Origin of the sequence: Phenylobacterium sp. (assembly GCF_035944335.1) — a bacterium.
Lineage (GTDB): Bacteria > Pseudomonadota > Alphaproteobacteria > Caulobacterales > Caulobacteraceae > Phenylobacterium.
Genome location: NZ_DASZBG010000004.1, coordinates 52,860 through 73,958, shown reverse-complemented (window position 1 = coordinate 73,958; position 21,099 = coordinate 52,860). Strand labels below are relative to the sequence as shown.

Annotated in this window: 19 protein-coding genes and 1 tRNA gene; 8 read left to right on the top strand and 12 right to left on the bottom strand. The window is 70.1% G+C overall.

The window, feature by feature from the left end; genetic code table 11:
- The 3 genes from VGT80_RS00695 to VGT80_RS00685 all read right to left on the bottom strand — a co-directional run bounded on the left by VGT80_RS00695 (position 1) and on the right by VGT80_RS00685 (position 1,527).
- The gene (locus VGT80_RS00695) at positions 1-819 is read right to left on the bottom strand and encodes an enoyl-CoA hydratase/isomerase family protein (protein ID WP_327451995.1); all 819 of its coding nucleotides are present in this window, start codon (positions 817-819) and stop codon (positions 1-3) included.
- Positions 820-909: 90 nt separating this feature from the next.
- Positions 910-999, bottom strand: a tRNA-Ser gene (locus VGT80_RS00690).
- A gap of 105 nt (positions 1,000-1,104) precedes the next feature.
- Positions 1,105-1,527: a PaaI family thioesterase gene (locus VGT80_RS00685; RefSeq protein ID WP_327451994.1), complete on the bottom strand. Its 423-nt coding sequence runs from the start codon at positions 1,525-1,527 to the stop codon at positions 1,105-1,107.
- A 179-nt stretch (positions 1,528-1,706) separates the two neighbouring features.
- Between VGT80_RS00685 and VGT80_RS00680 the strand changes: the two genes are divergently transcribed.
- Complete coding sequence (locus VGT80_RS00680) at positions 1,707-2,903, top strand: thiolase domain-containing protein (protein WP_327451993.1); 1,197 nt, start codon at positions 1,707-1,709, stop codon at positions 2,901-2,903.
- Between the two features lie 2 nt (positions 2,904-2,905).
- Positions 2,906-3,322: a Zn-ribbon domain-containing OB-fold protein gene (locus VGT80_RS00675; protein ID WP_327451992.1), complete on the top strand. Its 417-nt coding sequence runs from the start codon at positions 2,906-2,908 to the stop codon at positions 3,320-3,322.
- Here the strand turns inward: VGT80_RS00675 and VGT80_RS00670 are convergent.
- The 3 genes from VGT80_RS00670 to VGT80_RS00660 are packed head-to-tail and all read right to left on the bottom strand — an operon-like array spanning position 3,319 to position 6,236.
- Positions 3,319-4,389 carry a hypothetical protein gene (locus VGT80_RS00670; RefSeq protein ID WP_327451990.1) on the bottom strand — a complete coding sequence of 357 codons (1,071 nt, stop codon included), beginning with the start codon at positions 4,387-4,389 and terminating at the stop codon, positions 3,319-3,321. The two genes, VGT80_RS00675 and VGT80_RS00670, sit on opposite strands and share 4 nt — an antisense overlap.
- A 51-nt stretch (positions 4,390-4,440) precedes the next feature.
- On the bottom strand, positions 4,441-5,010 hold the full coding sequence (locus tag VGT80_RS00665; RefSeq protein WP_327451988.1) for an AAA family ATPase: 570 nt from the start codon (positions 5,008-5,010) through the stop codon (positions 4,441-4,443).
- A 5-nt stretch (positions 5,011-5,015) separates the two neighbouring features.
- On the bottom strand, positions 5,016-6,236 hold the full coding sequence (locus tag VGT80_RS00660) for a CoA transferase (RefSeq protein WP_327451986.1): 1,221 nt from the start codon (positions 6,234-6,236) through the stop codon (positions 5,016-5,018).
- Positions 6,237-6,310: 74 nt separating this feature from the next.
- On the opposite strand from VGT80_RS00660, the gene VGT80_RS00655 reads away from it, so the two are divergent.
- Together VGT80_RS00655 and VGT80_RS00650 are read left to right on the top strand one after the other, a co-directional pair.
- A complete protein-coding gene (locus VGT80_RS00655; protein ID WP_327451985.1) occupies positions 6,311-7,477 on the top strand; it encodes an acyl-CoA dehydrogenase family protein in 1,167 nt (388 codons plus the stop codon).
- Complete coding sequence (locus tag VGT80_RS00650; protein ID WP_327451983.1) at positions 7,474-8,250, top strand: enoyl-CoA hydratase/isomerase family protein; 777 nt, start codon at positions 7,474-7,476, stop codon at positions 8,248-8,250. Before VGT80_RS00655 ends, VGT80_RS00650 begins: the two co-directional genes overlap by 4 nt.
- Here VGT80_RS00650 and eda read toward each other — a convergent pair.
- From eda to pgl, 4 genes are read right to left on the bottom strand one after another with little or no spacing between them, the layout of a single operon-like run.
- Positions 8,247-8,861 carry a bifunctional 4-hydroxy-2-oxoglutarate aldolase/2-dehydro-3-deoxy-phosphogluconate aldolase gene (gene eda / locus VGT80_RS00645; RefSeq protein ID WP_327451981.1) on the bottom strand — a complete coding sequence of 205 codons (615 nt, stop codon included), beginning with the start codon at positions 8,859-8,861 and terminating at the stop codon, positions 8,247-8,249. The two genes, VGT80_RS00650 and eda, sit on opposite strands and share 4 nt — an antisense overlap.
- Positions 8,858-9,829, bottom strand: a complete 972-nt coding sequence (glk, locus tag VGT80_RS00640; RefSeq protein WP_327451979.1) for a glucokinase — start codon at positions 9,827-9,829, stop codon at positions 8,858-8,860. The genes eda and glk overlap by 4 nt, the downstream gene beginning before the upstream one ends.
- Before the next feature lie 2 nt (positions 9,830-9,831).
- Positions 9,832-11,646 carry a phosphogluconate dehydratase gene (gene edd / locus VGT80_RS00635; protein ID WP_327451977.1) on the bottom strand — a complete coding sequence of 605 codons (1,815 nt, stop codon included), beginning with the start codon at positions 11,644-11,646 and terminating at the stop codon, positions 9,832-9,834.
- 13 nt (positions 11,647-11,659) lie between these two features.
- On the bottom strand, positions 11,660-12,319 hold the full coding sequence (gene pgl, locus VGT80_RS00630) for a 6-phosphogluconolactonase (RefSeq protein ID WP_327451976.1): 660 nt from the start codon (positions 12,317-12,319) through the stop codon (positions 11,660-11,662).
- A 191-nt stretch (positions 12,320-12,510) separates the two neighbouring features.
- Here pgl and VGT80_RS00625 point away from each other — a divergent pair, with 191 nt between their 5' ends.
- Positions 12,511-13,569, top strand: a complete 1,059-nt coding sequence (locus VGT80_RS00625; protein WP_327451974.1) for a glycosyltransferase family 4 protein — start codon at positions 12,511-12,513, stop codon at positions 13,567-13,569.
- Positions 13,570-13,576: 7 nt separating this feature from the next.
- Complete coding sequence (locus tag VGT80_RS00620; protein WP_327451972.1) at positions 13,577-15,727, top strand: amylo-alpha-1,6-glucosidase; 2,151 nt, start codon at positions 13,577-13,579, stop codon at positions 15,725-15,727.
- Here the strand turns inward: VGT80_RS00620 and pyk are convergent.
- Complete coding sequence (pyk, locus tag VGT80_RS00615) at positions 15,724-17,142, bottom strand: pyruvate kinase (RefSeq protein WP_327451970.1); 1,419 nt, start codon at positions 17,140-17,142, stop codon at positions 15,724-15,726. The two genes, VGT80_RS00620 and pyk, sit on opposite strands and share 4 nt — an antisense overlap.
- Positions 17,143-17,344: 202 nt before the next feature.
- On the opposite strand from pyk, the gene VGT80_RS00610 reads away from it, so the two are divergent.
- A complete protein-coding gene (locus VGT80_RS00610) occupies positions 17,345-19,240 on the top strand; it encodes a glycoside hydrolase family 15 protein (RefSeq protein ID WP_327451968.1) in 1,896 nt (631 codons plus the stop codon).
- Positions 19,241-19,290: 50 nt separating this feature from the next.
- On the top strand, positions 19,291-19,518 hold the full coding sequence (locus VGT80_RS00605; RefSeq protein ID WP_327451966.1) for a hypothetical protein: 228 nt from the start codon (positions 19,291-19,293) through the stop codon (positions 19,516-19,518).
- Positions 19,519-19,578: 60 nt separating this feature from the next.
- Here VGT80_RS00605 and zwf read toward each other — a convergent pair whose 3' ends face one another.
- Positions 19,579-21,042 (bottom strand): glucose-6-phosphate dehydrogenase, encoded by a 1,464-nt coding sequence (gene zwf / locus VGT80_RS00600; protein ID WP_327451964.1) that lies wholly within the window; start codon positions 21,040-21,042, stop codon positions 19,579-19,581.
- Positions 21,043-21,099: the final 57 nt, after the last annotated feature.

Sequence of the window (21,099 nt, the reverse complement as noted above, 5' to 3'; positions counted from 1 at the left end):
CTACCGCCCCTCGAACTTCGGCGCGCGCTTCGCGCGGAAGGCCGCAATCCCTTCGCGGACGTCGGCGCTGGGATTGGTGACCATCACCGCCACCTGAGCATCGACCATCGAGGCCTCCAGGCCGGTCTCCATGGCCTTGGCCATCATCATCTTGGTCAGCCGCACGGCCAGCGGGGCCTTGGCCGCCAGGGTCTCGCAGAGCAGCAGGGTCCGCGCCTCCAGTTCGGCGTCGGCGACCACCTCGGTGACCAGGCCCAGCCGCTCGGCGGTCTCCGCGTCGTAGATCTCGTGCAGCAGGCTCATCTTCAGCGCGCGGTCCAGGCCCATGGCCCGCGGGAACAGCCAGGCGCCGCCCTCGTCCGGCAGCAGGCCCACCTTGTTCGAGGTGTCGCCGAGCTTGGCCGAGGCTGCGGCCACGCGCATGTCGCAGGCCAGCGCCAACGCCAAACCGCCGGCCACCGCATAGCCGCGGATCATCGCCACCGACGGCTTGTCGAGCCGGCGCAGCGCCAGCACCACCGCCTGCATGCCGTCGCGCATCTCGCGCCCGTGGCCCATGGGCGAGGCCGCCACCGCGCGCGAATGCTCGGGATCGGCGCCGCCGATGTCGCCGCCGGTGCAGAACGCCCGCTCGCCGGCGCCGGTGATCAACAGCGCCCGCAGGCCATCGTCGTCCCGGAACGCCACGATCGCCGCCTGCAGTTCCTGCGTCATCCGAAAGGAATAGGCGTTCATCGCCTGCGGCCGGTTGAGGGTGATCCGGGCCACGCCCTGGCGGGGGACGTCGCAGAGGAGGGTCTCGTACGTGGCTTCGAACATCGCGCTCGCCCTTCTTCGCTGAAGCGTCGAAGGTCATCCTGCGTCGCGGCTGGGCGCGCGGCTAGTCCTGCGGTGCGGCTGGGCGAAGGGTGGCGGAGAGGGAGGGATTCGAACCCTCGATACCCTTGCGAGTATGTCGCATTTCGAGTGCGGTGCTTTCAACCACTCAGCCACCTCTCCGGACCGGTGCAGGGCGCTCGTCGATGAGGGCCTGCCGAGTGAGCGGCGGAACCTAGTCAATGGGCCCCGCCGATGCAAGAGCCGGATCGGCGCAGGCAGATCCGGTCAGCGCGGGTAGAGCACCATCTGGGTGCAGCGGAACAGGGCCATGGTCTTGCCGGTGGTTTCGTTGACCGCCTCGGCGTCCCAGACCTGGGTCATGCGCCCGCCGTGCACGAGGCGGGCTGTGCAGGCGACGGTTTCGCCCTCCCGCGCCGTGCCCAGGAAGTTGGTCTTCAGCTCGATGGTGGTGAAACCGGTCGCGCCCTCCGGCAGGCTCGCCACGCAGGCATAGCCGCAGGCGCTGTCGACCAGGCAGATGACCGAGGCGGCGTGCAGGAAGCCGTTGGGGGCCATGTGCTTGCGGCTCGCCGTGAAGCGGCCGACCGCGCGGCCCTGGGCGACCTCCTCCCACTCGAGCGCCAGTTCGCCCGGCAACATGCCCTGCTGGCGCTGGGTGAACTCCGCGGCCTGGTTGCCTTGCATCATGGTCGAGGATGTCCTTCGTGGCGGCCCGCCACCGCGCAGGTGGGGACCCGACGCAGGGGAAGGCAAGAGGCGGCAAGGCAAGGGCTTGCGGAGCCGCGTCGCGATGGGGACAGTGGCGACCGCATTTTTCCAAGGGCGCCGGCCCAAGCCATTCTTCTGATCCATTGCCGGGGAGCACGATGAGCATCAAGGGCAAGGCCTACATCATGGGGGCGTACGAGCATCCGCTCCGCGACGCCCCGGACACCTCGACCCCGCAGCTGCACATGGAATGCGCGCTGGGCGCGCTGGCCGACGCCGGCCTCTCCAAGGACCAGGTGGACGGCTATTTCTGCGCCGGCGACGCGCCGGGGTTCGGCGCCATGTCGATGATCGACTACATGGGCCTGAAGAACGTCCGCCACATGGACTCCACCGAGACCGGCGGCTCCTCCTACATCGTCCACGTGGGCCATGCGGCCCAGGCGATCGCTGCGGGCAAGTGCAGCGTGGCGCTCATCACGCTGGCCGGTCGACCCCGCCACGGCGGCAACCGGCCGGGCGCGCGGATGGGCGCCGGCGGCGGCGGAGGCGGCCTGACCGACGGTCCGCCCGAGGCCGGCTTCGAGAACATCTACGGCGGCTCGACCCACAACACCTACGGCATGTGCGCCATGCGCCACATGTACGAATACGGCACCACGTCGGAGCAGTTGGCCTGGATCAAGGTCGCGGCCTCCCACCACGCCCAGTGGAACGAGCACGCCTTCCTCAAGGACGTGGTCACCGTCGAGCAGGTGGTGAACTCCCGCATGATCGCCGACCCGCTGCACTTGCTGGACTGCTGCGTGGTCACCGACGGCGGCGGCGCGCTGCTCGTCACCAGTCCCGAGGTCGCCAGGAGCCTGAAGCGGCCGAAGGTGAAGATCATCGGCGCGGGCGAGGCGCCCAAGGCCCCGCTCGGCGGCCAGGACCTCGACCTCACCTATTCCGGCGCCGTCTGGTCCGGCCCGCGCGCCTTCGATGAGGCCGGGGTGAAACCCGCGGACATCAAATACGCCTCGATCTACGACAGCTTCACCATCACCGTGCTGATGCAGATCGAGGACCTGGGATTCTGCGAGAAGGGCCAGGGCGGCAAGTTCGTGGCCGACGGCAACCTGATCTCCGGCGTCGGCAAGCTGCCCTTCAACACCGACGGCGGCGGCCTGTGCAACAACCACCCCACCAACCGCGGCGGCATCACCAAGGTGATCGAGGCGGTGCGCCAGCTGCGCGGCGAGGCCCATCCGAAGGTGCAGGTGGCGAACTGCGACCTCGCCATCGCGCACGGCACCGGCGGCTCGCTCGGCACGCGCCACGGCTCGGCGACCGTGGTTCTGGAACGGGAGGCTTGAGAATGTCCGAGACCGAAACCAGGCCCGCCATCATGACCCGGCCGATCCCGGCCCCGGCCGTCAGCGTCGAGACCAAGCCCTTCTGGGACGCGGCCGCCGAGGGGCGCTTCCTGATCAAGCGCTGCGAGGCCTGCGGCAAGGCCCACTGGTATCCGCGCACCTACTGCCCGTTCTGCAATTCCGAGAAGACCGTCTGGGAGGAGAGCCCCGGCGAGGGGGTGATCTACACCTACTCCGTGATGCACCGCTCGCCGAGCGGCCCCTACGCCATCGGCTATGTGACCCTCGACGAGGGGCCGGCGGTGCTCACCAATTTCGTGGACGTGGCGCCGGACGGCCTGTCGATCGGCCTGCGCGTGAAGGTGCGCTTCCAGCCGACGGAGGGAGGCCCGCCCGCCCCGGTGTTCGCGCCGGCCTAGTTCCCCTCGCCGCCCGGGCCGCCGCCGATGTCGTAGGGGCGGCCTTCCTTCTCGGCCGCCCGCGCGCCGGCCAGCATGCCGGTCATGGCGTAGTTGCCCTCGTGGCAAGCGTACTCATAGAGCTGGCCTTTGGACGGATTCAGCGCCAACTCGCCGACGAGCGGCGCGGTGTAGGTCTGCGGGTCTTCCAGCTTGAAGCGGTAGTCGATCTTGTTCGGCGCGATACGGGTGAACCATTCGGTCACCTTGGCCCTGTCCGAGATGCCGCCACGCATGCCTTCCTCCGGCCGCATGCCGACGGTCTCGACTACCAGGGTGTCCCCCTCGAAGTGGCCGATCGAGTCGCCCAGCCACTGGCGGATGTTCGACGGCACGTGGGTCCCGTTCAGCCGGATGTGACGCACGTCGTGGTCCATCTCGACCACGATGATCACCTCGTCCTTGGTCTGCACGATCTGGTAGTTGTTGTTGTACATCACCGGCAGCATCGGCGGCCCGCCGGTGGAGCCGAAGCCGACCAGGCAGCGCTCGCCCGCGGCGCGGGCTTCCGGCCCGTCGTAGAATCCGCCCGAGCGCATCTTCGCCATCCGCTCGCGCAGCTTGGCCTGCGCGTCCGGGGTCATGGGCGGAAAGCGGCCGTCGGCCGGCGAGATGATGATCGAGGCGCGTTTCTCGCCGTTGATGTCGACGACCTTGGTGCCGGGATCCTTCCAGCCCTGGTTGTAGCCGCAGTTGAAGCCGGAGATGCCGTCCGGGCCGCAGTCGGCGTTCTTCAGCTCGGTGACCTTCAGGTTCGGATCTGTGGGCGTATCGGCGCGCTTGATCTGCGCCTGGGTGGCGGCCTCGGCGGCGGCCGCCTCGTCCTGGGTCAGCACATTCCGGGCGCCGAACTTCTGAGGCCGGGTGAGCGGCGTGATGGTGGCGTTGGTCCAGACGCCGGAAAGGTCCGGCTGGCCCAAAGCGTTGTGCGGGGCGTGATAGGCGGTCTTGGGGCCCTGGGCCCAGGCCGGCGCGGCGATCAGCAGCGTGGCGGCGGATGCGGCGAAAAATGTCGCCCGGATGCGCATCGAAATATCCTCCCAACCCCGGCTCTGAAGGCCGTTCGTTCGAACCACAGTCTAAGCCGCTCCCGCCAAACGGGAAGAGGCCGCGTCTGCGGCCAGGGCCGCCAGCATGGGCGCCGCCTCGCGCGGATGGCGCAGGCGGTATTTCGCCAGGTGCGCGGTCGAGGGATCGGCCAGCACCGCCTCATATTCCGCACGGTGGCGATGATAGGTATCCCACGCCCAGCGGATCGGATGCTCCGGGTCCAGCCAGCGGTGGAATTCCTCCCGGTTGCCGGTGCCGGGCCATAGCTCCTTGTTCTCCAGGGCCCGCACGAAGGAGCGCCAGATGACCCGGCGCATGATCACCGGCCGCGGGTAGTCGAGCCAGACCAGATGGGTGGCGCGACCCACCACGATGTCGCGGATCGCGGTGTAGTTGCCCTCGCAGGCCCATTCATCCGCCGCCAGGGCCAGGCTCGCGCGCCTGCGAAGCTCCGCCGGATCGACCTGGCTGAGGTTCCTCCAGCCGGGGTCCCAGTTGAGCGCGTCCTGCTCGATGCGCGCCATGCCCACCCGCTCGGCGAGCCGGCGGGCGAAGGTGGACTTCCCCGATCCGGCCGAGCCCATCACCAGGACGCGCATGGCGCTTAGGCCTCCTCGCCCTCGCTAACCTCGGCGAGCACCTCGTCGGTGTGTTCGCCCATGCGCGGCGGGTGGCGGCGGATATTGGCCGGCGTCTTGGAGAACTTCACGGGCGGGCGCATGGCGCGGTAGCGGCCGAGCTCGGGGTGCTCATAGGTCTGGAAGAAGTCCACGGCCTTGAGGTGCGGATCGTCCGGCAGGTCGTCCAGCCGGTTGGTCTTCACCACGGGGATCGACAGGGGCTTCAGTACGTCGAGCCACTCCTGGGTGGTCTTGGTGGCGGCCGCCTGCTCCACCAGGCCGTAGAGCTCGCTGATGTGCTTCATGCGGGTGAAGTAGTCGGAAAACCGCGGGTCCTGGGCGATGGTCCCGCCCATGCCGGCGGCCTCGAAGAACTGGTCCCACTGCTTGTCGGTGTAGGGCAGGAGCCCGATGTGGCCATCCTTGGTCTTGAACGGCTTACGGTTGGGATTGACCACCCGGATGTAGCCCCACTGGCCGGTGGGCGGATCGTAGGTCTGGTCGTACATGTGCTCGACCAGCAGGAAGCTGGTCACGCACTCCAGCATCGGCACCTCGACGAACTGGCCTTCGCCGGTGCGCGCCCGGTGCAGCAGGGCCGCCGTCACCGCCTGGCTGAAGAACAGGCCCGAGACCTTGTCGGCGACCAGCGTCGGCAGGATGCGCGGCGTCGGGTTGCCGTCGACGCGCGACAACAGATCGGCGCAGCCGGAGGCCGACTGGATCAGGTCGTCATAGGCCGGCTCCCCCGCATAGGGCCCGTCCGAGCCGTAGCCGGCGGCGTGCACATAGACGATGTCGGGCCGGATCGCGGCGACGTCCTCATAGGCCAGTCCTAGCCGCTTCAAGCCCTCGTAGCGCACCGAGGCCGCGAACACGTCGCAGGTCTTGATCAGCCGCCGGATCGCCCGCTTGGCGCTGTCGGACTTCATGTCGAGCACGATGGAGCGCTTGTTGCGGTTGATGGTCAGGAAGATGGGGCCGAGGTCGCGGGGCGCGCCCTCCGGCACGTGGCCGGCCCAGCGCATGATGTCACCGCCGTCGCCGCGATTGCCGCCGGGGTCTTCCAGCTTGATCACGTCGGCGCCCTGGTCGGCCAGCAGCTGGGTGCCGTAGGCGCCGTTGACCACGCTGGTCAGGTCGAGGATGCGGATTCCAGAGAGCGGTCCGGTCGCCTTGCCCGCCAATCGCTTCGCTTCCGCCACGTCATCTATCCCCTGCCCGGTTCCGGTCGCTAAGATCACCCTACAAAGATCGAACGACGCGCGGGAGGGCTTCTATGGACTTCGAGCTCAGCGACGAGCACCGCATGCTCAAGGACCTGGTCGCCCGGTTCGTGAAGGACGAGCTGATGCCGCTGGAGGCTGGCGTCCTGGCCCGCGAGGCCGAGGGCAAGGGCCTGGGGCTCGGCCCGGACGACCACGCCCGCCTTGACAAGGTGGCCGGCGAGCTCGGCCTGTTCGGCCTGGACGCCCCGGAGGACGTCGGCGGCTCGGACCTGCCGATGCTGGCCATGGTCGGCGTCGAGGAGGAGATCGGCCGCTGCGTGACGCCCTACACCCTGCCGCCGGACAGCCCGAACCTGCGGATGCTGATGCAGACCGTCGACGACCGGCAGCGGGAGGCCTATCTCGCGCCCTATGTGGCCGGGAAGACGGTCTCGGCCATCGGCATCTCCGAGCCGGGCGCCGGCTCCGATCCCGCCGGCATGACCACGCGGGCCGTCCGGGACGGCGACGACTGGGTGATCAACGGCCGGAAGATCTGGATTTCGCGGGCCGACCACGCCGACTTCACCATCCTGATGGCGGTGACCGACCAGGAGAAGCGGGCGCGCGGCGGCATCTCGGCCTTCCTGGTCGACAAGGGCACGCCGGGGTTCAACGTGCTGCGCCGCATCCCGATGATCGGCGGGGCCTATACCTATGAGATCGCGCTGGAGGACTGCCGAGTCGAGGGCTGGAAGTTGCTGGGCCAGGAAGGCGCGGGCTTTGCGCCGATGCAGACGCGGCTGGGCACGCGGCGCATCCAGATGGCCGCCTGGTCGGTGGGCATGGCCCAGCGGGCGCTGGACATGGTCATCGAATACGCCCCGCAGCGGAAGACCTTCGGGGTCCCGCTCTCGGAGCGCCAGGCGATCCAGTTCTGGGTCGCCGAGGCCGCCACCAAGATCCACGCCACGCGGCTGATGACCTACCACTGCGCCTGGAAGCTCGACCGGGGCCTGGACGTGCGCAACGAGATCTCGATGATCAAATGGTACGCCACCGAAATGGCCTATGAGACGGTCGACCGGGCCATGCAGGCGTTCGGCGCCATGGGCATGACCAAGGAGCTGCCGCTCTCGCTGATGCAGGCCAAGCTCCGCACCATGCGCATCTATGATGGGCCCACCGAGGTCCATAAGTGGGTGGTGGCGAGGAATCTTTTGGGGACGCGGAAATGAAATCGAACTTCGGCGATCATGTGGGCGTGACGGTGGCGGGCCACGTGGCCGTGGTGACTATCGACCGGGCGCCGCACAACCACGTCACCGTGGACTTCATGCGCGACCTGGCCGACGCCTTCGAGGCCATCGACGGCGAGATCGAGCTGCGCTGTTCGGTGCTGCAGGCGGAGGGAAAGAACTTCTGCGCCGGCGCCGACCTCGTCAGGCGCGAGGACCAGGGCGGCCTGGGGGCGGTCAATCCGCTCTACGACGAAGCGGTCCGGCTGTTCTCAGCCAAGAAGCCGATCGTCGCGGCCGTGCAGGGCGCGGCGGTGGGCGCTGGCCTGGGGCTGGCGGTGATGGCCGACTTCCGCATCGCTTCGCCGGACGCCAGATTCGCCGCCAACTTCGTGAAGCTGGGCTTCCATCCGGGCTTTGGCCTGACCTACACCCTGCCCCGGCTGATCGGGCCGACCAAGGCCGAGCTGATGTGCCTGACGGGCCGCCGGGTGAAGGCCGAGGAGGGCCTGCCGTGGGGCCTGGTGGACGAGGTCGTCCCGCTGGAGGAGCTGCGCGCTGCGGCCCTACGGCTCGCAGAGGAAATCGCCGAGAACGCGCCGCTCGCCATCGTCTCGACCCGCAAGACCCTGCGCGGCGAGGTCGCCGCGGCGGTCCGCGCCCAGACCGACAAGGAAGCCGTCGAGCAGGGCTGGCTGCGCGACACCGAGGACTACAAGGAAGGTGTCCGCTCGGTGAGCGAACGGCGGGTGGGGAATTTCACCGGGCGTTAGCCCCGCAGCCCCGCGGCTTCCCTGGCGAGCGCCGTGATCCGGTCCCAGTCGCCGGCGCGCACGGCCTCGGGCGGGGCGACCCAGCTGCCGCCGACGCAGACCACGTTGGGGAGCGCCAGATACTCGGCCGCGTTGGCCGCGCTGACCCCGCCCGTGGGGCAGAAGCGGGCCTTGGCGAAGGGGCTCTGGAAGGCCCTCAAAGCGCCGGCGCCGCCCGCCACATTGGCCGGGAACAGCTTGAAGAGCTCGAAGCCGGCGGCGAGACCCGCCATCAGCTCGGTGGCGGTGGCGATCCCCGGCAACAGGGGCGTCGGCCCGTCGGGCCCCTCGCCCGGGATCAGGCCCGGGGAGACCGCGAACTGGCAGCCCAGGTCGGCGGCGGCCTGGCGCATGGGGGCGTCCAGCACCGTGCCCGCGCCGACGATCGCCCCTTCGACCTCGGCGACCATGGCCTCGATGCAGGCGGCGGCGGCCTGGGTGCGGAAGGTCACCTCCAAGACGCTCAAGCCCCCCGCCACCAGGGCCCGGCCCAGCGGCACGGCGTGGGCCACGTGCTCGATGACCAGCACCGGAATGACCGGTGCGCGGGCGAGAATCTGATCGAGCGTCATAGCCGCTCCATCTGCTCCAGCTCGCGCGCCGCGCCGAGCAGGGCGGGATAGGGGTGCAGCACCAGCGCGGTCGGAATGTCCTTCACGAACTCGCTGAGCCGGCCCTTGTCCTCGAAGCGCTGCCGGAAGGCGCCGCTCGCCAGCCGATCGGCCATGCGTGGCGCGATGCCGCCGGAGACGAACACCCCGCCCCGCGCGCCGAAGCTCAAGGCCAGGTCGCCGGCCACGCTCCCGAGGATGGCGCAGAACCGGTCGAGCGCGGCGCCCGCCAGCTCGTCGCCCGCCGCGGCGGCCTCGACCACCGCTTTCTCGTCGCCGCAGGTCCCGGCCGTCTGTCCCAGCTCGCTGAGGATGCCGTAGAGATCGAACAGGCCCGCGCCGGACAGCAGCCGCTCGATGGACACCCGGCCGTGCTTGGCGTGCAACCGCCGCCAGACCTCGACCTCCACCTCGTCGGTGGGCGCAAAGCCGGCATGACCGCCCTCGGTGGAGATGGCGAGGTCGCCCAAGGGCCCGCGCGCCAGTCCCGCGACCCCGAAGCCGGTGCCGGCGCCCAGCACCACCAGCGGGCAGTCCGGCCCGCCGCCGCGAAGGGGCGGCCCGATGACCCGCAGGTTCTCCCGCTCGAGCCTCGGACAGGCCAGGGCCTGGGCGGCGAAGTCGTTGAGCAGCTTCACCGCCTCGAACTCAAAATGCGCCAGGAGGTCGCCCTCGGAGACCGTCCATTCCAGGTTGGTGAAGGTGATCTCGCCATCGAGGACGGGGCCCGCGACGGCGATCACCGCGCGCGGCGGGCGGCGGGGACCCATGCTGCGCGTCAGGAAATCGGCGATGATGTCGGCGAGCGAGCCGTAGTCGCGGGCCGGATAGATGTGCAGGTGGCGAACGCGGCCCTCGGCGTCCACCAGGGCGAAGCGGGCATTGGTGCCGCCGACGTCGCCCACCAGTCCGATGTACTGCGGCTTCATGCTCAGGCGGCCTCGAACAGGGCGCAGGCGCCGTCGTCGGCGCGACCGGCGGCCTTGCGCATCCAGCCGAACAGCTCTCGGCCATAGCCGGTGGAGGAGGCCTCGCTCGCCCGCGCGGGCGTCCGGCCCATCAACTCGTTTTTCGCCACCTTGATCTCCAGGGTCCCGGCGTGGGCGTCGAGGCGGATGATGTCGCCGTCGCGGACATAGGCCAGCGGCCCGCCCTCATGGGCCTCCGGCGTCACGTGGATGGCCGCGGGGACCTTGCCCGAAGCGCCCGACATCCGCCCGTCGGTGACCAGCGCCACCTTGAACCCCTTGTCGAGCAGCACGCCGAGGGTGGGCGTCAGGGAGTGCAGTTCCGGCATGCCGTTGGCCTTCGGCCCCTGGAAGCGCACCACGGCCACGAAGTCGCGGTTCAGCTCGCCGCGCTTGTGCGCCGCCAGCAGCGCGTCCTGGTCGTCGAACACCAGGGCCGGCGCCTCGACGACCAGGTGCTCGGCCTTCACGGCCGAGGTCTTGATCACCGCGCGGCCGAGTGGCCCGTTCAGTAACCTCAAGCCGCCCTCGCTCTGGAACGGATCGTCGACGGTGCGCAGGATGTCCGTGTTCAGCGACACCGCGGTCCCCTCGCGCCAGACCAGCCTGCCGTCGGCCAGGAACGGCTCCTGCTGGAACCGGCGCAGCCCCGGTCCGGCGACGGTCTGCACGTCGTCGTGCGCCAGGCCGGCGTCCAGCAGCTGGCGGGTGACGAAGGCCATGCCGCCCGCCGCCTGGAAGGCGTTCACGTCCTCCGCGCCGTTCGGATAGACCCGCGCGATCAGGGGCGTGATGCGGCTGAGATCGTCGAAGTCTTCCCAGGTGATCCGGATGCCGGCGGCGCGCGCCATGGCGATCAGGTGCAGGGTGTGGTTGGTCGAGCCCCCCGTGGCCAGTAGTCCCGCCAGGGCGTTGACGATCGACTTCTCATCCACCACCGCAGAGAACGGCGTGTAGGCGTTGGTTCCATTGCGGATCTCAACCGCGCGTTTCGGCGCCGCGGCCACCAGGGCCTCGCGCAGGGGGGTGTTCGGGTGCACGAAGGCCGAGCCGGGCAGATGGAGCCCGGTCATCTCCATCATCATCTGATTTGAGTTGGCGGTGCCGTAAAAGGTGCAGGTGCCGGGCCCGTGGTAGGATTTCATCTCCGAATCCAGCAACTCCTCGCGCGTCGCCTTGCCCTCCGCGTAGAGGGCGCGCACCCGGGCCTTCTCGGGGTTCGAGATCCCCGAAGTCATCGGCCCGCCGGGCACGAAGATCACCGGCAGGTGGCCGAAGCTCGCCGCCCCGATAAACAGGCCGGGCACGATCTTGTCGCAGATGCCCAGCATCAGGGCCGCGTCGAAGGCGTCGTGGGTCAGCGCAACCGCCGTCGCCATGGCGATCACGTCGCGGGAGAACAGGGAAAGCTCCATGCCCGGCCGGCCCTGGGTCACGCCATCGCACATGGCCGGCACCCCGCCGGCGTACTGGGCAGTCGCCCCGACCTCGCGGGCCGCGGCCTTGATGATCGGCGGGAAGCGCTCCAGCGGCTGGTGGGCTGAGAGCATGTCGTTGTAGGCCGAGACGATGGCCACATTGGGCGCGGAGGGATCGCGCATCCGGGTCTTGTCGCCGTCGGGGGAGGCGGCGAAGGCATGGGCGAAATTGGCGCAGGACAGCTTGCCCCGGCCGGGGCCGGCCTGACGCGCGGCCTCCATCCGCTCCAGATAGTCGGCGCGGCTGTCGCGGCTGCGCGCCGCGATCCGCTCGGTGACCTCCGCCGTGACGCGATGCATGGTCTTCACCTCTTCAACTCGGCGACCAGAAGATCCTCACCGGAACGTCTTGCTGGGCCAGGAGCGCCCGCACGGGCAGGTCCTCCCCGCCCAGCGCGCGGTCGATCACCGAGCGCTTAGCCCCGCCGGCGATCAAGAGGAAGATGGCGCGCGCCGATAGAAGCGCTTTCAGGGTCAGGGTGATCCGCGCCACGGGCGGCGTCCCAAGTCCGGCCGGAACCTCGGCGAGCAGCGCCCGGCCGTCGGGATCGAGGCTCCCCGCCAGTCCGGGGTCGCCCGGGATCAGCGAGGCGACATGGCCGTCCTCGCCCATGCCGAGCATCATCGCATCGAACGGCAGGAGCGCCGTGAGGACGGCGGTTTCGGGCTTCGGCCACAGCGGGACCAGGTGCGCCTTCGCCGCCGGTCCGCAGAGCAGCCGCTCTCGCACCAGGCGGGCGTTGGACCGCGGATCGGCCTCGTCCACGCAGCGCTCGTCCGACAGGGTCACCACCACGCGGGACCAGTCGAGGTCCGCAGCCTTCAACAGGTCATAGACCGGGCCCGGCGCGCGGCCGCCGGTGGCGCAGAGGCTGGCCCGCGGGCGGGTGCGCGTCCCCTCGCGCAGCTGCGCGCCGACGGCCGCGGCGGCCGCCTCGGCCAGCGCTCCGCCGTTCGCAAAGGTCTCGATCATGCCTGCTCCGCGATCTCCAGCGCCCGCCAAAGAGGCGACCCGGAACCGGCGCGCAAGACATACGGGTGAAATCCGCCGCTCAGCTTGACCCTAGCCACGAGGACGCGCAGGTTTGCCCGGCGTCCAAGTCGGAATCCACTCAACTGGCGCCGCTGTCGCGGTGTCCGGTGCTTTCTCTGGATTCGCGTCACATGAGGATCGCGCAGGTCTCCCCTCTGTACGAAGCCGTGCCGCCGAAGCTCTACGGCGGCACCGAGCGCGTGGTCGCCCATCTGTGCGACGCCCTGGTCGAGCTCGGCCATGAGGTCACCCTGTTCGCCAGCGCCGAGGCGCGGACCAAGGCGCGGCTGGCGCCGGTGCGCGACCAGGCGATCCGGCTCGACCCGTCGCCGCTGAAATCCGACCTCGCGGCGCACATGAGCCAGCTCTCGGAAGTTCGCAGACGCGCTCATGAATTCGACGTGCTGCACTTCCACACCGACATGATCCACTTCCCGTTCTTCGAGGAGATCGCGCACCGCACCGTCACCACCCTGCACGGCCGGCTCGACATGAAGGACCTGCCCGAGGTCTACCGCCGCTGGCCGCAATTCCCGCTGGTCTCGATCAGCAACGATCAGCGCAAGCCCCTGCCCTTCGCCAACTGGGCGGCGACCGTCCACCACGGTCTGGATGAGGGGCTCTATCGCTTCGCGCCGCGCAGCCGCGGCTATCTCGCCTTCCTCGGCCGCATCTCGCCGGAGAAGCGGCCGGACCGGGCCATAGCCATCGCCACCCGGCTCGGGCGGACCCTGCGGATCGCGGCCAAGGTGGACGCCGCCGACCGGGTCTATTTCGACGAGAAGATCGAGCCCCTGATGCACAATCCGCTGGTCGAGTTCATCGGCGAGATCGGCGACGACAGGAAGTCGGAGTTCCTCGGCGGGGCGGACGCCTTGCTCTTCCCCATCGACTGGCCCGAGCCCTTCGGCCTGGTGATGATCGAGGCCATGGCCTGTGGCACGCCGGTGATCGCCTACGACTGCGGCTCGGTGCGCGAGGTGGTCGAGGACGGGCTGACCGGCTTCATCGTCCGCGATGAGGATGAGGCGGTGGCCGCCGCCGCCCGGGTCCATAGGCTCGACCGGGCGGCGATCCGCCGGCGCTTCGAGGAACGCTTCTCCGGTCACGCCATGGCGCGGCGCTATCTCGACCTCTATGCGCGGCTGCGGCGCCCGGTCGGGGCCGATGCGCACGCCGCCTGGGCCTGAGGCGGGCATGGATGATCTCGACCTCGCGCCGGGGCAGGACGCGCCGGTCGAATGGGGGCAGATGGAGGAACCGCGGGTCCCCGCGCGCCTCTACGCCCTCAAGGACCGCGACACCTTCCTGGTCGCCGATTCCATGGGCGACGTGCTGGGCTTCGCCGACGGCCTGTTCCACGACGACACCCGCATCCTGTCGCGGTGGCGCCTGAGGCTGGGCGCCCAGTCGCCGACGCTGCTGTCCGGCGCGGTCAGCCAGGACAATGTCTTCTTCACCTCCAACCTGGTGAACGGGGCCCTGGTCAGCCCCGGCGGGCCGGTGGGGCCGCCCGGCGTGCTGCACGTCGAGCGCAAGCGCTTCCTGTGGGACGAGCGGCTCTACGAGCGGGTCAGCATCCGCAACTATTCTCGGGCGGTGGTGATCCTACCGCTGGCCTTCGAGTTCGACGCCGATTTCCGCGACATGTTCGAGGTGCGCGGCGCCCAGCGCGCCCAGCGCGGCGTCCGCCATCCGGTGGAGGTCGGCGAGCGGGCCGTGCGCTTCCGCTACGACGGCCTCGACAAGGTGGAGCGCTGCTCGACGGTGATCTTCTCCGATCCGCCGAGCCGGCTCACGGAGGGCCACGCGGAGTTCCTCTACGCCCTGCAGGCCCACGGCTGCGTCGACCTCTACGTCGAGATCGGGGCGCATGGCGGTCCGACGCCCAGCCGCGAGCGGTTCCGCGCCGCCGCCGCCCGCGCCCGCTTCGCCATGCGCGCCAAGCGCCGCCGCGGGGGCCGGCTGCGCACCACCGGGCGGCTGTTCAACGGCTGGATCGAGAAGTCCCGCGCGGACCTCGCCCTGCTGACCACGCCGCTCTCCACCGGCCCCTATCCCTACGCCGGCATCCCCTGGTTCTCGACCGCCTTCGGGCGCGACGCGATCATCACCGCCTGGCAGATCCTGTGGTTCGACCCGAGCCTGGCCAAGGGGGTGCTGACCTATCTGGCCATGCAGCAGGCCGAGCAGGTCTCCGCCTTCCGCGACAGCGAGCCCGGCAAGATCATGCACGAGACCCGGCGCGGCGAGATGGCGGCGCTCGGCGAGGTGCCCTTCGGGCGCTACTACGGCGGGGTCGACACCACGCCGCTGTTCGTAGGCCTGGCCGGCGCCTATGTAGCGCGGACCGGCAGCCGCGAACTGGTCGACCAGCTGTGGCCGCAGCTGGAGCGCGCCATCGCCTGGGTCGAGCGGCGGATCGACGACAACCCCTATGGCCTGCTGGCCTATTCGAAGACCTCCGAGAAGGGCCTGACCAACCAGGGCTGGAAGGATTCGGGCGACTCCATCTTCCACGCCGACGGCCTGTTCCCGCCGCCGCCCATCGCCCTCGTCGAGGTGCAGGGCTACGCCTTCGCGGCCTTCCGGACCATGGCCAAGCTGGCCCGGCTGCGCGGCGACGGGGAGGCCTCGGACGGCTGGTCCGCCCGCGCCGAGACCCTGCGCGCCAAGGTCGAGGAGATGTTCTGGATGGAGGAGGCCGGCGCCTATGGCCTGGCCATCGACGGCGAGGGCCGGCTGACCCAGGTGCGGGCCTCCAACATGGGGCACCTGCTGTTTTCCGGGCTGCCGTCGCCCGAACGGGCGGCCAGGGTGATCGAGACCCTGCTCGGCGCCGACTTCTCGTCCGGCTGGGGCTTGCGGACGCTCGCCGTCGGCGAGGCGCGCTACAATCCGATGAGCTACCACAACGGCTCCATCTGGCCGCACGACACCGCCATCTGCGCCATGGGCATGGCCCGCTACGGCGAGCGCCGCGGCGTGGTGCACATCACCACCGCCATGTTCGAGAGCGCCGCCCAGTTCGAGATGCGCCTGCCGGAGCTGTTCTGCGGCTTCCCGCGCGAGCCGGGCGACGCCCCGGTCCCCTATCCGGTGGCCTGCCTGCCGCAGGCCTGGGCCGCGGGCTCGGTGTTCATGATGCTGCAGGCCTGCCTGGGCCTGACGGTGGATGGCGAGAAGGGCGTGGTCGAGGTCAAGGATCCGCGCCTGCCCATCGGCATCGACCACTTCAGCCTGCTGAGGCTCGGCCTGGGCAAGGAGACCCTCGACCTGCGCTTCGAGCGCGAGGGCGACCGCGTCACGGTCCGCAGCAAGGCGGAGAAGAAGCTGAAGGTCAGCTAGCGCCGCGGCGTGTGGGCCAGGCGCAGGATGTTGGCCGCGCCGGGCGAGCCCAGCGGCAGGCCGGCCAGGATCAGCACCCGGGCGCCGGGCGGGGCGAGGCCGGTCAGCACCGCCTGCTCGACGGCGATGCGGGCCAGGTCCTCGGGATCGAAGATCTCCGGGATCACCCGCGGCTCCACGCCCCAGGCCAAGGCCAGACGCCGCGCCGTCGAGAGGTTCGGCGTCAGCCCAAGGGTCGGCTGCAGCGGACGTTCGCGGGCCAGTCGGAGCGCCGTCTGGCCGGTGGTGGTGAAGGCCGCGATGCAGGCGGTGGACGCACTCTCCGAGGCCTTGCGCGCGGCGGCCACCAGCGCGTCGGCGTCGGCATCCTCCACCGGATATTCGGCGCGCATCAGCTCCGGCCAGCGGGGGTCCTGCTCCACGCGGGTGATGATCCGGTCCATCATCGCGACCGCTTCGACCGGATAGTCGCCGGCCGCCGTCTCCGCCGACAGCATCAGGGCGTCGGCGCCTTCGTAGACCGCCCCGGCCACGTCGGAGGCCTCGGCCCGGGTGGGGGTGGGCGAGTGGGTCATGCTCTCCAGCATCTGGGTGGCGACGATCACCGGCAGGCCGCGCAGGCGCGCGGCGCGCACCAGCTTCTTCTGGAAGACCGGCACCTCCTCGGGCGCCAGCTCCACGCCCAGGTCGCCGCGGGCCACCATGATCGCCTCGCAGAGGTCGAGGATCTCATCCAGGCTTTCGAGGGCGGCGGGCTTCTCGATCTTCGCCAGCACGCCGGCGCGGCCTTGCACCAGCTTGCGCAGCTCGGCCATGTCGGAGGCCCGCTGCACGAACGACAGCGCCACCCAGTCGACGCCTTCCTGCAGGGCGAAGGCCAGGTCCTGGCGGTCCTTCTCGGTCAGGGCCGGGATCGGGATCGAGAGGTTCGGGAGATTGACCCCCTTGTGGTCGGAGAGCTGGTCGCCCGCCTCGACCACGGTGTCGGCGTAGTCCGGACCATGGCCCACCACCCGCAACTTCACCTTGCCGTCGTCCAGCAGCACGAAGGCGCCGGTGCGCAGCGCCGCGAACACCTCGGGATGCGGCACGCCGATGCGGCTGGCGTCGCCGGGCGTGCGCTTCATGTCGAGGCGCAGGTCCTGGCCGGCCTTGAGGCGGACCACCCCGTCGGCGAACTCGCCCAGCCGGATCTTCGGCCCCTGCAGGTCGGCGAGCACCGCCAGCGGCCGGTCGACGGCGGCCTCGGCCCGGCGCACCGCGGCGATGGTGCGGGCGTGGTCGGCCTGGCTGCCGTGGCTGAAGTTGACGCGGAACACATCGGCGCCGGCCTGCGCCAGCTCGCGCACGCGGGCGGGGTCTCTGCTCGCCGGACCTAGGGTCGCGACGATTCGGGCTCTGCGGGCTCGGATCATCCGGCGTTTCCGTTTTTGGAAAAGTCTGGGTAAGGGATGGCGGGCTGACGGGCAACGCAGGAGCGACCCGCGAAGCTTCCCGGACCCAAGCTTTATCCATGGGCGTTAAGCCCCAGTCGAGCGAAAGCTGGGGAGCGGAAGGCGGGGGCTTCGGAAATGGGCGACTTGCGAATGGCAGGATGCGAGTCTTGAGGCGCACCTCTTGAGCCAGACCCTCGAGCTGTTTCCGATCGGAAACTGCGCCGCGAGCGCCCTCATCGACGAGGGTGGGCGCTTCGTCTGGGCCTGCACGCCCCGGGTGGACGGCGACCCGTTCTTCTCCGGCCTGCTCTGCGGCCGTGACCCGGCCAGCGAGGCGGCCCAGGGCGTCTGGGCCGTGGAGGCCGAGGACGCCGTCTCGATCCGCCAGTCCTACCTGCGCAACACCCCGATCCTCTCCACCGAGGTCGTCGACGCGCACGGCGGGGCCTTCGAGATCATCGACTTCTGCCCGCGCTACCGGCAGTTCGGGCGGGTCTACCGGCCGCTGGCCTTCATCCGCCTGGTCAAGCCGCTCTCGGGCGCGCCGCGCATCCGCATCCGCATGCGGCCGATGTTCAACTACGGCGAGCGGTCCTGCGCGACCACCGCCGGCTCCAACCACATCCGTTATGTGGGCGGCGAGGTGACCATGCGGCTCACCACCGACGCCTCGGTGAGCCATATCCTCGAGGAGCGGGTGTTCCGGCTGGAAGAGCCGATCGCCATGTTCCTCGGCCCCGACGAAGGCTTCGATTCCGACATCGCCATTGTCACCGAGCGGATGCTGCGCGAGACGACCTTCTACTGGCGCAGCTGGGTGCGCACCCTGTCGGTGCCGCTGGAGTGGCAGGAGGAGGTGATCCGCGCGGCGATCACCCTGAAGCTCTGCGCCTATGAGGAGACCGGCGCCATCGTGGCGGCGCTCACCACCTCGGTCCCCGAGCATCCGGTCGAACCGGGTGAGCCCGGGCGCAACTGGGACTACCGCTACTGCTGGCTGCGCGACGCCTACTATGTGGTCCAGGCGCTGAACCGGCTGGGCGCAGCCGACCTGCTGGAGAACTACCTCGGCTACCTGCGTAATCTCGTCGACCAGGCGCGCCACGGCGAGATGGAGCCGGTCTATGGCCCGGCCGGCGCGGCGAGCGCCAAGGGGCTCGGCTCCGCGATGATCGTCGACGCCAGCAAGGCCGGCCACGTCCAGCCGGTCTATGGGGTCGGGCTGGAGCCGGTGCTGACCGAATGGATCGCCCCGCACCTGTCGGGCTATCGCGGCATGGGGCCGGTGCGGATCGGCAACCAGGCGCACGAGCACCACCAGCACGACGTCTACGGCCAGATCGTGCTTTCGACGGTGCAGGCCTTCTTCGACGAGCGGCTGTTCCGGCCGGCCACCGAGGATGACTTCCGCGCGCTGGAGCCGATCGCCGAGCGGGCCTTCGCCATGCACGACAAGCCCGACGCCAGCCTCTGGGAGTTCCGCGGCCGCGAGGCGGTGCACACCTATTCGTCGGTCATGTGCTGGGCGGCCTGCGACCGGCTCGCCAACGCCGGCGCGCGGGTCGGGCTGCCCGACCGCGCCCACTACTGGGCCGACAAGGCCCGCCTCATCCGCCAGACCATCGAGACCCGCGCCTGGAACGAAGAGCTCGGCCGCTATGCCGCGACCTTCGAGGGCGACGAGCTGGACGCGTCCTTGCTGCAGCTCATCGATGTGCGCTTCACCACGCCGGACGATCCGCGCATGCGCGCCACCATGGTGGCGGTGGAAAAGGGCCTGCGCCGCGGGCCGTTCATGCTGCGCTACGCCATCCCCGATGACTTCGGCGCGCCGAAGACGGCGTTCAACTTCTGCACCTTCTGGCTGATCGAGGCCCTGCACCTCTCCGGCCGCACCCAGGAGGCCCGCGGCCTGTTCGAGCAGATGTTGGCGCGCCGCACCAAGGCTGGCCTGCTCTCCGAGGACATCACCTTCGACGGCAAGGAGCTGTGGGGCAACTATCCCCAGACCTACTCCCTGGTCGGCCTGATCAACTGCGCCACCCTGCTGTCGCGGCCCTGGTCGAGCGTGCGCTAGCGGAACCGCGGGGGCCGCTGGCCGCTTTCCTTGCCATGGCAGAGCATGACATGCGCGCGGCCGCCGCGGCCGCGAACCGGCTGATCGAGAAGATCGAGGAGATCATCGCCGACCACCTGCAGCCCGGCCGCGAGGTCGACGAGAAGGCGGCCTTCTACCAGATCGTCACCACCATCGAAGACTCCCGCGAGATCGCCATCGTGCGCATGGCGCTCGACGACGACCCGGTGAGGTTCGGTGAACCGACGCCGTTGGCCGCGGGCGATCGGACGGGCTGACCTTCTCTACGCGCAGCCGGACGCAAAGGCGGTTCCCACCTTTGCTGGCTGTCGCTCGGTTCAGTCGTACCAGGCCCGCTCGGACCGCTCGATGAGCGCGAAGGCGCCGGCCGGGCCCCAGGAGCCGGCGGCGTAGGGCTTGGGCGCCATGCCGGCGTCCTTCCAGGCCGCCGCCACGCCGTCGACCCAGCGCCAGGCCGCCTCCACCTCGTCGCGGCGCACGAACAGGGTGGAATTGCCGGCGATCACGTCCAGCAGCAACCGCTCGTAGGCGATGCGCCGCCGCGCGCCGGGGCCCTCGTAGGCCTTCATCAGCGAGAGCGACAGCGGCAGGGACTGCAGCCGCAGGCCGCCGGCGGTGATGCCCGGCGCCTTGTTCATCAGGAGCAGCTCGATGTCCTCGTCCGGCTGCAGGTCGATGACCAGCCGGTTCGCCACCAGGTCGTCGCGCGCCGATCCGCCGAAGATCGAGTGCGGCACCGGCTTGAACTGGATGGCGATCGAGGTGCGCCGCTCGGGCAGCCGCTTGCCGGTTCGCAGGAAGAACGGCACGCCCGCCCATCGCCAGTTGTCGATGTCGGCGCGGAGCGCCACGAAGGTCTCGGTGTCGGAGGGCTGGCCGCGCTCCTTCTCGTAGCCCGCCGCCGAGCGGCCGCCGACCACGCCCTCGGTGTACTGGCCGCGCACCGAGGCGTTCTGGGCGTCGGCGCGGGTGAAGCCGCGCAGACTGCGCAGCACCTTGACCTTCTCGTTGCGCACCGAGTCCGGCTCCATATCGGCCGGCGGCTCCATGGCCACCAGGCACAGCAGCTGCAGCATGTGGTTCTGCAGCATGTCGCGAAGCGCGCCGTACTCGTCGTAATAGGGCCAGCGGTCGCCGACGCCTTCGGTCTCGGCCACGGTGATCTGCACGTGGTCGATGGTCAGGTTGTTCCACAAGGGCTCGAACAGGGTGTTGGCGAACCGGAGCGCGATGAGGTTCTGCACCGTCTCCTTGCCGAGGTAGTGGTCGATGCGGAAGATCCGCGCCTCGTCGAACACCGCGCCCACCGCCACATTGATGGCCCGCGAGCTCTCGAGATCGCGGCCGATCGGCTTCTCCAGCACGATGCGGCTGTCGTCGGTGGCGAAGCCGGCGGCGGCCAGCGCCACGCCGACCCGCGAATAGAGGCTGGGCGAGATCGCCAGGTAGAACATCGGCCGGGCGGCGCCGGCCATGTGCGGCGCGAGGCCGGCGAGGCCCTCGGCGCTGGTGGCGTCGGCCGCCACATAGTCGAGCCGGCCCGAGAAGCGCGCCCAGGCCGCCTCGTCCAGACCCTCCGGCCGCGCCTTGAGATCGCCCTGCACCAGCTCGAGGAAGGCCTCGCGGGTCAGTTCGGCGCGCGCGCTGGCGACGATCCGGAAGCCCTCGGGCAGGAAGCCGTCCACGTCGAGGAAATACAGCGACGGCAACAGCATCCGGCGCGCGAGATCGCCGGTGCCGCCGAACAGGACGAGCAGGTCCGCGCGTGGCGTCTCAGCCATCGGCTAGAGTCCTTCTGCCAGGAGGATCGGTGCATAGCGCGGGTTTGGCCTGCAACG

Excerpts from the sequence above, each read along its gene's own strand:
- VGT80_RS00695 (WP_327451995.1), bottom strand. The coding sequence starts at position 819 with ATGTTCGAAGCCACGTACGAGACCCTCCTCTGCGACGTCCCCCGCCAG.
- zwf (WP_327451964.1), bottom strand. The coding sequence starts at position 21,042 with ATGGCTGAGACGCCACGCGCGGACCTGCTCGTCCTGTTCGGCGGCACC.
- VGT80_RS00625 (WP_327451974.1), top strand. The coding sequence starts at position 12,511 with ATGAGGATCGCGCAGGTCTCCCCTCTGTACGAAGCCGTGCCGCCGAAG.
- pgl (WP_327451976.1), bottom strand. The coding sequence starts at position 12,319 with ATGATCGAGACCTTTGCGAACGGCGGAGCGCTGGCCGAGGCGGCCGCC.
- VGT80_RS00685 (WP_327451994.1), bottom strand. The coding sequence starts at position 1,527 with ATGATGCAAGGCAACCAGGCCGCGGAGTTCACCCAGCGCCAGCAGGGC.
- VGT80_RS00675 (WP_327451992.1), top strand. The coding sequence starts at position 2,906 with ATGTCCGAGACCGAAACCAGGCCCGCCATCATGACCCGGCCGATCCCG.
- edd (WP_327451977.1), bottom strand. The coding sequence starts at position 11,646 with ATGCATCGCGTCACGGCGGAGGTCACCGAGCGGATCGCGGCGCGCAGC.
- VGT80_RS00650 (WP_327451983.1), top strand. The coding sequence starts at position 7,474 with ATGAAATCGAACTTCGGCGATCATGTGGGCGTGACGGTGGCGGGCCAC.
- VGT80_RS00605 (WP_327451966.1), top strand. The coding sequence starts at position 19,291 with ATGCGCGCGGCCGCCGCGGCCGCGAACCGGCTGATCGAGAAGATCGAG.
- VGT80_RS00680 (WP_327451993.1), top strand. The coding sequence starts at position 1,707 with ATGAGCATCAAGGGCAAGGCCTACATCATGGGGGCGTACGAGCATCCG.
- VGT80_RS00620 (WP_327451972.1), top strand. The coding sequence starts at position 13,577 with ATGGATGATCTCGACCTCGCGCCGGGGCAGGACGCGCCGGTCGAATGG.
- pyk (WP_327451970.1), bottom strand. The coding sequence starts at position 17,142 with ATGATCCGAGCCCGCAGAGCCCGAATCGTCGCGACCCTAGGTCCGGCG.
- eda (WP_327451981.1), bottom strand. The coding sequence starts at position 8,861 with ATGACGCTCGATCAGATTCTCGCCCGCGCACCGGTCATTCCGGTGCTG.
- VGT80_RS00655 (WP_327451985.1), top strand. The coding sequence starts at position 6,311 with ATGGACTTCGAGCTCAGCGACGAGCACCGCATGCTCAAGGACCTGGTC.
- VGT80_RS00670 (WP_327451990.1), bottom strand. The coding sequence starts at position 4,389 with ATGCGCATCCGGGCGACATTTTTCGCCGCATCCGCCGCCACGCTGCTG.
- VGT80_RS00665 (WP_327451988.1), bottom strand. The coding sequence starts at position 5,010 with ATGCGCGTCCTGGTGATGGGCTCGGCCGGATCGGGGAAGTCCACCTTC.
- glk (WP_327451979.1), bottom strand. The coding sequence starts at position 9,829 with ATGAAGCCGCAGTACATCGGACTGGTGGGCGACGTCGGCGGCACCAAT.